Origin of the sequence: Citrobacter sp. S55_ASV_140 (assembly GCF_018919505.1) — a bacterium.
In the GTDB taxonomy this organism is placed as follows: Bacteria; Pseudomonadota; Gammaproteobacteria; order Enterobacterales; family Enterobacteriaceae; genus Citrobacter; species Citrobacter werkmanii.
On sequence record NZ_JAHLQZ010000128.1, the window covers coordinates 1 to 11,818 of the forward strand.

Below are 11,818 nucleotides of genomic sequence, written 5' to 3' on the forward strand. Positions count from 1 at the left end.
GAACTGGCCAATGAAATCTCATTTGTCGCTGAAAACGGCGGTTGGGTAGTCAGTGAAGGGAAAGATATTTTTAACGGTGAACTGGCAAAAGACGATTTCAAGGCCATCGTGGATCATCTGTTGACCCGTACGGACATCGACATTATCGCCTGCGGTAAAAACAGCGCCTATACGCTCAAAAAATACAGCGATGAGCATAAATCCGTTTCCGCCATGTACTATCATCGTCTTGAATTTGTAGATAATTTTGACAACCTTAACGACGTTTTTTTCAAATTCGGGCTGAATATTTCAGACGACCGTATCCCGCAGGTGCAGGCCGATCTCCATGAGGCAATTGGCGATATCATGGTACCGGTGCATACCGGCTACGGCAGCATCGATTTAATTATTCCAGGTGTGCATAAGGCAAACGGTCTGCGCCTGCTGCAAAAACGCTGGAATATTAGCGACGACGAGGTTGTTGTGTTTGGCGATGGCGGAAATGATATTGAGATGCTGCGTCAGGCGGGATTTAGTTTCGCAATGGCCAACGCTCACGAACCGGTTGTCCAGGCGGCAAAATATCGCGCGGGATCGAACAATGAAGAGGGTGTGCTGGATGTTATCGACCGCGTATTAAAAAACGAAGCGCCGTTTACGCATTAACGCCTCAGCACAGACGGCAACAAAATGATGATATGATCTATTCATAATCCGCCTCAAATTAACTCCACTGGATTATTACCTCCGGTGATTACTTCAGGCGAGCGGATCATGAAGAAAAGTGTACTGATGGCGACATTGTTGCTGGGCTTTACCGGAACAGCATTTGCACAAAGCGTTACCGTGGATGTACCAAGCGGTTATAAAGTGGTGGTCGTGCCCTCTTCCGTCAGCGTTCCGCAGGCGGTCAGCGTGACGACCGCGCCGCAAACGGTGTATGTTGCGCCGGCACCTGCCCCGGCCCCGGTCTATCGCGCGCATCCTTATGCGCGACATGTTGCCAGCGTAGGTGAAGGGATGATCATCGAACATCAGATTGACGATCACCACTAAGTTTTGCGAAGCCCGGGCAACCGGGCTTCAGCCTTCCCGGGAATTCCCTACCCGTTTATCTTTCAGAAAGATAACCATCAATATCAGCCACAGTACGCCGCTTGCCAGATTAAACAGGCTGAACAAGCCGTTTCCTCCCAGCAGATAAGCATGTTTGCTCAACTCAATACCGACGGTAAAAATCAGCATCTGCAACATGCCCATGGCGGCAGAAACCGTACCCTTACTCATTTCACTGGCAAACAACGTCAGGCGGACCAGCCCCGCATTCGCCACGCCAATGCCAAACGCATAGATACTCAAACCCGCCGTCATCCACAAATACGCATGGGATGACACCACCGTGGCCGCCGCGGCAATCACCAGCCCGACGGCGATAGGCCAGCCGCCCATGATAATCAGCGAACGCACGGTCTTGCGCGAAGTCAGACGCGCCAGCACCAGATTACCAGCAATCAGCGCCCCAAAAATCGGCACCTGCAACAGGCCATATTCGTAACTGCTGAGGTGTTCTCCGCTGATGATAATAATCGGCGACTGGGCAATCCATGCCAGTAACGGCAGGCTGACAAAACCCAACGCCAGCGCGCCGGCAACAAAACGCCCATTTTTTAGCACCAGCTTATAATCTTTACCCAGATCTTTAATGGACAGTTTTTCACCAAGCCGGGTCGCCGTTTCCGGCATCGCGCGTTGCAGGCCAAAAAAGGAGATAGCTGCGAGGGCGGCAAACAGGATAAACATCCCTTCCCACGGCAGAACATGCACCCAGGCCGCGCCAACTAACGGTCCCAGCAGCGGCGCAATCAGCGCCACGTTTGCCATCAGCGCGGTAATTTTAATGCATACCGCTTCCTCAAAAGATTCCTGAATTGCGGCGTAACCCACCGCGCCAATAAAGCACAGGCTTATCCCCTGCAAGAAACGCAGAAAGGTAAATTGCTCAATATTCTGTGCCAGCAGAGTCGCAAGGCAGGTCACAATGAACCACAGCACACCGGTTAACATCACCGGGCGACGACCAATACGATCCGACAGCGGTCCTAACAGCCACTGTAAAAACATGCCACCCGCCAGATAGGCAGTCATGGAAGTGGGTACCCAGTCTAATCCGGCCTGATATTGCTCCACCACCGCCAACATTCCAGGTTGGATCATATCGTTACCGATATAAGTAGAGAATTCGTAAAGCACCAGACAGAGAGGAAAAAGTAATGCCTGACGCCCCAACCGGGCGCCTGAAGATAAACGGTTTTGCATGCAGTCTCTTAGCAAAGGAAAAAACGCGCAAAGTGTAATAAATGCGCCGTACCGGTGATAGTGAATTATGTGATTTGAAAGCAAAATGCGCACATTTTTACATTCATTTGCTCAAGAACATTTTGCTTTAAGGTTAATTTAAGTTGAGGCCGCTATCATACTCAATAAGTCCCATTAATTGTCTTAAAAATAGTCATTTAGCAGACAAATAAGACAAGACCGCTTTTTATCCTGTAACAGCAATTTTATGCTCTCCCCCTATGGGCCTTTTAACAATTACACTGAGTCTGGACGTTATGCTGGAAAATCTGAACAACTCGCTTTTTTATCTCATCAATGCCACGCCGGACTCTGCGCAATGGGCTATCTCGCTCGCCATATTTATTGCCAAAGATTTAATCAGCATTGTCCCGCTGTTAGCCGTTATTCTCTGGCTTTGGGGACCGCGCGCTCAGGTTACTCTCCAGCGCCAGTTGGTCATAAAAATGGCGATAGCGCTGGCAGTCGGCCTGACTATTTCATGGCTGATGGGGCATCTGTTCCCCCACGATCGTCCGTTCGTTAACCACATTGGGTACAACTTCCTCTACCATGCGGCGGATGACTCTTTCCCGAGCGATCACGGCACGGTTATCTTTACTTTTGCTCTGGCTTTCCTGTTCTGGCATCGTCTGTGGACTGGCGCGCTGCTGATGGTTGTCGCCGTGGCGATTGCATGGTCGCGCGTTTACCTTGGCGTACACTGGCCGCTGGATATGCTGGGTGGATTCCTGGCTGGGCTGATCGGCTGCCTGAGCGCCCAGATGATCTGGCAACGGTTCGGCGCTACCCTATATTTCGGCTTGCAGACCTGCTATCGCACCTGTTTCGCTCTGCCCATCCGTAAAGGCTGGGTGCGTGACTAACCCACGGTAAAAAGAGTAGTATTAGGCGCAATACGAGCACTTATACTACTCTCCAGGGGAACTATGGAAACTCGACGCGACGAGCGTATTGGTCAGTTGCTACAGGCGCTGAAACGCAGCGATAAATTACACCTCAAAGAAGCCGCGACGCTGCTGGGCGTATCTGAGATGACCATTCGTCGCGACCTGAATAATAACAATGCGCCTGTCGTCTTGCTCGGGGGCTATATTGTTCTGGAGCCCCGCAGCGCCAACCACTATTTAATCAGCGATCAAAAATCCCGTCTGGTTGATGAAAAGCGCCGTGCCGCCCAGCAGGCGGCGAGCCTCGTACAGGCGCATCAGACCATCTTTTTCGACTGCGGCACGACCACGCCGTGGATTATTGAGGCTATCGACAATGAACTGCCTTTCACCGCAATCTGCTACTCGCTAAATACGTTTCTGGTATTGCAGGAAAAACCGCAGTGTCGCGTCATTCTGTGTGGTGGGGAATTTCATGCCAGTAACGCCATCTTCAAACCGCTCGATTTTCAGGAAACACTGAATAATCTGTGCCCGGATATCGCCTTTTATTCCGCGGCAGGCGTGCACATTGAGAAAGGCGCGACCTGCTTTAATCTGGAAGAATTAGCGGTGAAACACTGGGCAATGTCGATGGCGCAGCATCACGTTCTGGTGGTCGACCACAGCAAGTTTGGGAAGGTACGTCCTGCGAGGATGGGGGAATTAAAACGTTTTGATACCATCATCAGTGATAGCCGCCCCGACGATGAGTTTGTGGAATACGCTAAGGCGCAACGCATAAAGCTGTTGTATTAGGTGATACTGCCGGACAGCGATAGTAGCGCCATCCGGCAATCGGTTAGATTAAGAGAACCAACCGCCAAACCACTGGTGGAACTTCATCATCACAAAATCCCACATCCGGCTAAAGAAACCACCTTCTTCCACCGCTTCCATCACCATCAACGGACGCTGCTCGATAGATTTACCGTTCAACTGGAAGTCGATAGTCCCCACAACCTGCCCCTTTTTCAGCGGCGCGGTTAACTGTGGCTCGGTCAGCGTAAAGCTGGCTTTCAGGTTCTTAAGCTGACCGCGCGGGATGGTAACCGAACCCGCTTCCCCGGCACCCAAATTGACTTCGCTCTTATCGCCAAACCAGACGCGCTGAGTCACGAAGGTGGCATCCGGCTTGATCGGCGTAACGGTTTCAAAGAAGCGGAAGCCCCAGGTCAGCAGCTTTTCGGATTCATTAAAACGGATACGGTCGGTTTTTGCTCCCAGCACGACGGAGATCAGGCGCATATCCCCCTGGGTCGCGGAAGCGACGAGGTTATAACCTGCGCCCGCTGTGGTACCGGTTTTCATTCCGTCCACGTTCAGGTTGGTGCTCCACAACAGACGGTTGCGGTTCGGCTGGCGAATTTTATTAAAGGTAAACTCTTTCTCTTTGTGAATAGCGTACTCTTCGGGCACATCGTGGATTAACGCCTTGCCAAGCAACGCCATATCACGCGCGGTACTGAACTGCCCTGCCGCATCCAGGCCATGCACCGTCTGGAACGTGGTATTGGTCAGTCCCAGCTTTTTCGCGTAACCGTTCATCAGACCGATGAAGGACTCCTGGCTCCCGGCAACGTAATCAGCGAGTGCGATACAGGCATCATTACCAGACTGAATGATAACGCCTTTGTTCAGATCGGATACCGCAACCTGATCGCCAGGTTTGAGGAACATAACCGACGAACCGCGCAGGGCCGGATTACCGGTCGCCCAGGCATCTTTGCCCACGGTGACCATGTCGTTGAGATTAATTTTTCCGGCCTTCAGCGCCTGACCGACCACATAGCTGGTCATAATCTTGGTCAGACTGGCAGGATCCAGTTTCTCATCAGCATTACCTTCCGCCAGCACCTTGCCGCTGGCGTAATCCATCAGGATCCATGCACGCGCGTCCACGCTCGGAGGAGCCGTGGGTTGCTCCGCCGCCTGTACGGTCGGCGCCAAAAGGATTAAGAGTGCAGAACCTGCAGCAAAGCTGCGAAGTGAAGAGAAGTATTGCGTCATAAATGCCACCCGAGTATCCATTCTAAAAAACCACGTCATACCACACCGTGTTTACACAAAACTGGCCAGACAACCTCGGCCAACCCATTGCAGAAAAAGTCTGATGGATGACGTGTAAAATAAGTGCGGTGAGTAATAACGCACTAACGAGCTTAAAGAAACCGTAAGTTGGTAAAGTTTTTAAAGTTTATGCAATAACGCCGCGCAGCGCTGCCCCTGGCACGATTTTTTTAGACGTTGTTGCGTAAATATTAGGTTTACCCCACCATGTGAGCGAGTCAGAGGGTATCTGCAGCCATGAAGCTGCTCAATTAATTTGCGGGGTTACTATGATTACACTGTGGGGTCGCAATAACTCGACCAACGTAAAAAAAGTATTGTGGACGCTTGAAGAACTGGAACTGCCGTACAACCAAATTCTGGCGGGCGGGCAGCATGGCGGTAACCGCGACGCCGACTATCTGGCGATGAACCCGAACGGGTTGGTCCCACTGCTACGCGATGATGAAACGGACGTTGTCCTGTGGGAATCAAATACCATTGTCCGTTATCTGGCGGCTCAGTACGGACAAAATCGCTTATGGATTGACGCCCCGGCCGCGCGTGCCGTCGGCGAAAAATGGATGGACTGGGCGAACCAGACGCTGAGTCCTACGCACCGGGTTATCTTATTTGGTCTGGTCAGAACGCCGGCCGATCAGCGCGACATGGCAGCCATTGAGGCAAGTACTCAGGTTTGCGATAACCTGTTTGCTATTCTGGATAACACGCTGGCGGACCAGCCGTGGTTCTCCGGAGCTGAATTCGGCACGGCGGATATCGCCATTGCGCCATTCGTCTATAACCTGTTCAACGTTGGTCTCACCTGGACCCCGCGTCCACACCTGGAACGCTGGTATCAGCAACTGACTGAACGCCCGGCATTTCAAAAAGTGGTAATGATCCCGGTCAGCTAATCAGCTCAGGGACTCACTTTCAATAATTCCCCGTCGGACTCGTCGGTTAACACGTACAAATAGCCGTCTGGTCCGACGCGCACATCGCGGATCCGCTGCCCTCTATCCTGTAAAATGCGACCATCCTCCGTGACCGCATTCCCTTTGACGCTCAGCACGATCACCTCTTTATCTTTCAATGCGCCAATGAATAACTTCTGCCGCCACTGCGGGAAGGTATCGCTATGATAAAAAGCCATTCCGCTGACCGCCGGTGACTTTTCCCAGTAAAAGATGGGTTGCTCAGTACCCGCAACAATTTGGCCTTTTGCTTCGGGAATTTTGAGACCACTATAGTTAATCCCCCAGGTCGCGATCGGCCAACCGTAGTTTTTGCCTCTTGCGGGGATATTGATTTCATCGCCTCCGCGCGGACCATGCTCATTGAGCCACAGCGCATCACTCCACGGATTCATCGCCATACCTTGTGGATTACGGATGCCATACGACCAAATTTCTGCCCGCGCCCCCGCCTGATTCACAAACGGATTATCCGGCGGTGTTTTGCCCTCGTCGGTCAGACGTACCACCTTGCCCTGCAATTTATCCAGATCCTGCGCGGTTGCACGTTGGTTATTTTCACCCAGGCCAATAAACAGATAGCCATGGCCATCAAACACCATGCGCCCGCCAAAATGGTTTCCGGTTGAGAGCTTCGGCTGTTGGCGAAAAACGGTCTGGAACGCTTGCAGGTGTTTGAGATCGTCGCTCAGGCGTCCGTAACCTACCGCCGTGCCGGCTTTACCTTCACTGTCGACTTCAGCAAAGCTGAGCCACACTCGCCGGGATTGTGCAAAATCAGGCGCTAACGCCACATCCAACAATCCTCCCTGACCATTCGCCCAGACTTTAGGTACGCCGGTCAGCGGGTCGGAAAGCCCCTTATCAGGTTGCCAAAGTCGAAGCTGACCTCCTTTAAGGGTAATTAATATACCGCGATTATCGGGTAAAAAAGCCAGCGACCACGGGTGATCAAGTTTGGTTTGCAGCACCTCCACCTTTACCGCGGCGGCATAAGAGGAAAATAGCGCAAGTGGGATAGCACAGAGAAAGAGTCGACGCATAACACCTCCTTAATGGCTCTGCATAAAGCGTAGCCAGCAGGGGGAATTACCCCGTCACATTTACATAATCTTAACGAAAAGGGGGAGCGCCCTCCCCCTGATTCAGACGTGTTCCAGCGTTGGATAAGATTGCAAACACTGGATGCTCAGCGTCAGCGTTGTCAGGCAGTTTTCCAGTTTCTCTGCGTTAACGGCGATAAAAGTTGGACAATCGTGATGTCCACTCATAAGACAAACAGCGGCGGCGGCTAACGCCCCTTCAGCACGATGAAGGGCATTCCACTCTTCCTGATCAAGATGCATACCGTGAAGCTGTGATTGCTCGTGCAATTCGCGATTCAGCACAAAAAAATTATCACGCAGACGATCGCTCTCGCTGACTGACATGTAGCCTTTCGCTTTTCTCAACAGCAGATAAGCGGCAAGTTCGATACGGGCGTTTATCAATTTGTTGAGAAGATCGGTTCTCAGTCTGTCAACAACCATACTTTGTTCCTCCTCTTTCCAACCATGGTGCAACTTAATAGTATGGTTGTTTTTTGAACAAATAGATGTCCTACATCAACAAAGCTCAATTGATTAACATAATTTACAATGTTACAACTCCAGGCGATGCGCTTAGCGAAAAGAGTCAGTTTCCCGCTGGCATGACATTTTTTGCTATACCTGATGTGATTACTGCCGTAGTGCTGATTATGAGGGGTCTATGTCGAAAGCAAATGATGCAGAGAAAATTCGCACGCTCTCAAAAATTGATCTCAATCTGCTGACGATTTTCTGTTTGATCTATAGCGTAGGCAGTATCTCCCGAGTCGCTGATATGTTGAATATCTCACCCTCTGCCGTCAGCCAGTCCTTGAGAAAACTGCGCGAAATGATGGGGGATAATCTGTTTGTCCGCAGCGGAAATGCGCTGTTACCGACGGTCTACTCTGATGAGCTTTATGATAAAACGATCCCTATTATCGACAAACTGTCGTTGCTGATGCCGCTTTCCACGCCTGCCGCCAAAAAAAGGCTAACGCTCTATACGGAATCTTTTATTTCCCCTATCGTCATTCCCGACGTTACCGCGAGGATAATCGATACCGACGCCGATATCAGTCTCTTGCATCTCACCGCCGACCTGAATGAACAGAGCATTATTGAGTTATTGAATATGCGCCAGGCGGATGCCATTTTTTCAACTTTTTCCGTTGAGTCAGCAAGCCTTTCATGCCAGAAAATATGCGATATGCGCCTGGTACTGGTAGCGTCGCAGAATAACGATTTATACGGTAGTTCCATTAGCGAAGCACAATTCAGAAACGCGAACCTGGTGGGTTATAATACCAAGAATGAAAAAATCATTTACCATCGCAGTATTGTAGATAAAAAATTCAGATCCGGGGATCGCTGCCTGCTGACCTCATCATTTACGGCGATACTGACGATTGTATCCAATACCCATTGTATAGGGGTGATCCCGGAAAAGGTATTTGCAACACATGCTCATCTGTATGGGCTGAAAAAAATAAACACGCCGTTTCCCCTGCCGCAATTTAGCGTGTTTGCTTCATCGCGCAAAGACAGCAATACCCATAAGATCCTCTCCCCCATTCTGGCCGATTTGCAAACCGCCTCCCTGTTATGAAAACCAGGGAGGCTCAGCGTTGGGAAAATTGCTATACGTGAATTTTAGCTATGCGCCAGATATGGTCGGCATATTCCTGCACCGTTCTGTCCGATGAGAAATACCCCATGTTGGCAATATTGTGCATCGTCCTGGTCGTCCACTCCCGGGGAGTTCGATACAGCTCATCCACCGCATCCTGACAGTTCACATAGCTGCGGTAATCCGCCAACACCTGATAGTTGTCGCCAAAATTGATTAATGAATCCAGCACGTCTCTGTAACGTCCGGGCTCCTGAGGGCTGAACATACCCGTACCGATTTGCGTCAGCGCCAGGTGCAGTTCCTCATCATTTTCAAAGAGGCGTCGCGGGTCATAGCCATCGCGTCGTAAGGCTGCAACCTGATTAGCCGTATTACCAAAGATGAAGATGTTATCTTCCCCAACGTACTCGCGCATTTCAATATTCGCACCGTCGAGCGTACCGATGGTCAACGCGCCATTCATACCAAACTTCATATTGCTGGTCCCGGAGGCTTCCGTCCCGGCCAGGGAAATTTGCTCTGACAGATCGGCAGCCGGAATAATTAGCTGTGCGAGACTAACGCTGTAATCCGGGATGAAAACCACCTTCAGTTTGCCGCCTGTTTGCGGGTCATTGTTGACTAACTGCGCCACATCATTAATTAAGCGGATAATTTGCTTCGCCATGTAATAAGACGAGGCGGCTTTTCCGGCAAAAATATTCACCCGTGGAACCCAGTTGGCATCCGGCGCGGCTTTAATCCGGTTATAGCGCGTGATCACATGCAGCACATTCATAAGCTGCCGCTTGTATTCGTGAATACGTTTCACCTGCACATCAAACAACGCATCTGGATTCACCACCACGCCGTAATAGGTGGCAATATGTTGCGCCAGTCGCTGCTTATTTTCATACTTCGCCCGGCGTACCGCCTCATTCACCGTCGGATAATCTATGTATTGCTTTAACTCGCCCAATTGCATTAATTTGGTCCGCCAGCTTTCGCCAATATTCTCATCCAGCACATTGGCAAGCGGAGGATTAGCCAGCGCCAGCCAACGCCGCGCCGTGACACCGTTGGTTACGTTGGTGAAACGCAGAGGAAATATACGCGCAAAATCAGCAAACAGAGAGTCGGTCATCAGTTTTGAATGCAACGCCGACACGCCATTTACCTTATGGCTGACAACCACCGCCAGCCAGGCCATGCGCACCACGCGCCCATTAGATTCATCAATCAGCGATACGCGCTGCAACAGTTCACTGTCATCGCGATAGCGCTCCTGTAACGTCTTCAGGAAGCGGTCGTTAATCTCAAAAATAATCTGCAAATGACGCGGTAAAATTCGACTTAACATTTCTACCGGCCAGGTTTCCAGCGCCTCGCTCATCAACGTATGGTTGGTATAAGAAAAAATCTGACAGGTCACGTCAAACGCGTTATCCCAACTAAACTGGTGATGATCGATCAACAAACGCATCAGCTCAGGGATCGCCAGCACCGGATGCGTATCATTGAGGTGGATAGCGATTTTATCGGCCAGATTATCGTATGTGCGGTGCAACTGATAATGTCGGCTCAGGATGTCCTGAATCGTGGCCGAGGCCAGGAAATAGGCCTGGCGTAAACGCAGTTCTCGCCCTGCATCAGTCGAATCATCCGGGTACAAAACTCGCGAGATCCGCTCGAAGTGATATTTGTTTTCCACTTCCGTAGCAAAGTCTTCCTGCTGATTCAGTTTGCCCGCATTGACCTCACTATTTACCTGAACGTTCCACAACCGCAATGTATTGGTGGTGTCCGTCGCATAGCCGGGGATAATCTGATCATGGGCCACCGCCAGAATATCTTCAGTTTCAAGCCAGCGGGTTTTATTCCCTTCTTGTTGCAGTCGCCCGCCAAAGCGCACTTTATAATGCGTATTATGACGTTTGAATTCCCACGGATTACCATATTCTAACCAATAGTCCAGCGACTCTTTTTGCACGCCATCGACAATATTTTGTTTAAACATACCGTAGTTATAGCGAATGCCGTATCCGCATCCCGGCAGGCCAAGCGTTGCCAGCGAATCAAGGAAACAAGCCGCCAGTCGTCCAAGGCCGCCATTCCCAAGTCCAGGATCATTTTCCTCGTCAATCAGCTCTTCCAGTTCCAGCCCCATTGCCTCAAGCGCGCTTCTGACTTCGTCGTAAATATCTAACGAGAGCAACGCATTAGACAGCGTACGGCCAATTAAAAATTCCATCGACAGATAATAAACCTGGCGCGCATCCTGAGAGAATTGTGCCCGATTAGAACGGTGCCAGCGCTCGACCATTCGATCGCGTACCGCATATAACGTCGCATTAAGCCACTCCCGTTTCGTGGCGATGGCGGGATCTTTGCCAATAGTAAATAAAAGTTTATTAGCAATATCATCTCTCAATTTATCAACATCAGAGTCCGCCGCGAGCGGCAGTGGCGAAATATACATATTAACGTTACCTTTCAAATTTTGCAGGATGGGTAATAGACAGGTGAATTATTTAAACTCTGGGTTTGCGAGCGTCAGTTTTTTGCCGAATAATTTCATGACTGGCGATAAACGTTAATTCTGTCATTAATGCACGCCAACTTAAGCCTGTGGCCAGTGAGATATAATATAAACTCACACCATTAGCATAAAGAGTTTTAGCCATTTCAAGTTTCGACTGCAAAACAATATCTTTCAAATTTAACCTCATTAATAACGCTCGACGAGATAAAATTTACGCTAATTAATTTCTACAGCCAAGAAGTGACACTTAAAGCCGGAATTAGACTCGCTAAACACCTTCCGCTAACCGATCCACTATTTATAGG

General features: G+C 50.2%; 12 protein-coding genes. 6 read left to right on the forward strand and 6 right to left on the reverse strand.

The genetic code is table 11. The features are described from left to right. Nucleotides 1-648: Cof-type HAD-IIB family hydrolase (locus KQJ18_RS16755; RefSeq protein ID WP_216422348.1), on the forward strand; the 648-nt coding region annotated here is incomplete at its 5' end. Between the two features lie 108 nt (nucleotides 649-756). After that, a complete protein-coding gene (locus tag KQJ18_RS16760; protein ID WP_038639207.1) occupies nucleotides 757-1,038 on the forward strand; it encodes a hypothetical protein in 282 nt (93 codons plus the stop codon). 27 nt (nucleotides 1,039-1,065) lie between these two features. Here the strand turns inward: KQJ18_RS16760 and KQJ18_RS16765 are convergent, their stop codons facing one another. After that, nucleotides 1,066-2,298 (reverse strand): MFS transporter, encoded by a 1,233-nt coding sequence (locus KQJ18_RS16765; protein WP_038639204.1) that lies wholly within the window; start codon nucleotides 2,296-2,298, stop codon nucleotides 1,066-1,068. 296 nt (nucleotides 2,299-2,594) lie between these two features. Here KQJ18_RS16765 and ybjG point away from each other — a divergent pair, with 296 nt between their 5' ends. Together ybjG and deoR are read left to right on the forward strand one after the other, a co-directional pair. Continuing rightward, nucleotides 2,595-3,203: an undecaprenyl-diphosphate phosphatase gene (ybjG, locus tag KQJ18_RS16770; protein WP_216422349.1), complete on the forward strand. Its 609-nt coding sequence runs from the start codon at nucleotides 2,595-2,597 to the stop codon at nucleotides 3,201-3,203. Between the two features lie 63 nt (nucleotides 3,204-3,266). Next, a complete protein-coding gene (gene deoR, locus KQJ18_RS16775; protein ID WP_042309541.1) occupies nucleotides 3,267-4,025 on the forward strand; it encodes a DNA-binding transcriptional repressor DeoR in 759 nt (252 codons plus the stop codon). A 48-nt stretch (nucleotides 4,026-4,073) separates the two neighbouring features. Here the strand turns inward: deoR and dacC are convergent, their stop codons facing one another. Next, on the reverse strand, nucleotides 4,074-5,276 hold the full coding sequence (gene dacC / locus KQJ18_RS16780; protein ID WP_032940149.1) for a serine-type D-Ala-D-Ala carboxypeptidase: 1,203 nt from the start codon (nucleotides 5,274-5,276) through the stop codon (nucleotides 4,074-4,076). A gap of 329 nt (nucleotides 5,277-5,605) precedes the next feature. On the opposite strand from dacC, the gene KQJ18_RS16785 reads away from it, so the two are divergent. Continuing rightward, the gene (locus KQJ18_RS16785; RefSeq protein WP_216422350.1) at nucleotides 5,606-6,232 is read left to right on the forward strand and encodes a glutathione S-transferase family protein; all 627 of its coding nucleotides are present in this window, start codon (nucleotides 5,606-5,608) and stop codon (nucleotides 6,230-6,232) included. Between the two features lie 5 nt (nucleotides 6,233-6,237). On the opposite strand, the gene KQJ18_RS16790 is transcribed toward KQJ18_RS16785, so the two are convergent. Then, nucleotides 6,238-7,335, reverse strand: coding sequence for a PQQ-dependent sugar dehydrogenase (locus tag KQJ18_RS16790; RefSeq protein ID WP_199978793.1), 1,098 nt, complete (start codon nucleotides 7,333-7,335; stop codon nucleotides 6,238-6,240). Nucleotides 7,336-7,437: 102 nt separating this feature from the next. Then, nucleotides 7,438-7,821 carry a biofilm formation regulator BssR gene (gene bssR / locus KQJ18_RS16795; RefSeq protein ID WP_006685335.1) on the reverse strand — a complete coding sequence of 128 codons (384 nt, stop codon included), beginning with the start codon at nucleotides 7,819-7,821 and terminating at the stop codon, nucleotides 7,438-7,440. 220 nt (nucleotides 7,822-8,041) lie between these two features. Between bssR and KQJ18_RS16800 the strand changes: the two genes are divergently transcribed. After that, nucleotides 8,042-8,968, forward strand: coding sequence for a LysR family transcriptional regulator (locus KQJ18_RS16800; RefSeq protein WP_121528816.1), 927 nt, complete (start codon nucleotides 8,042-8,044; stop codon nucleotides 8,966-8,968). A 31-nt stretch (nucleotides 8,969-8,999) separates the two neighbouring features. On the opposite strand, the gene glgP is transcribed toward KQJ18_RS16800, so the two are convergent. Both glgP and KQJ18_RS16810 read right to left on the reverse strand, forming a co-directional pair. Then, nucleotides 9,000-11,450: a glycogen phosphorylase gene (glgP, locus tag KQJ18_RS16805; protein ID WP_216422351.1), complete on the reverse strand. Its 2,451-nt coding sequence runs from the start codon at nucleotides 11,448-11,450 to the stop codon at nucleotides 9,000-9,002. A 52-nt stretch (nucleotides 11,451-11,502) separates the two neighbouring features. Beyond that, nucleotides 11,503-11,688: a glycine cleavage system protein T gene (locus KQJ18_RS16810; protein ID WP_223229568.1), complete on the reverse strand. Its 186-nt coding sequence runs from the start codon at nucleotides 11,686-11,688 to the stop codon at nucleotides 11,503-11,505. Between the last annotated feature and the right edge of the window lie 130 nt (nucleotides 11,689-11,818).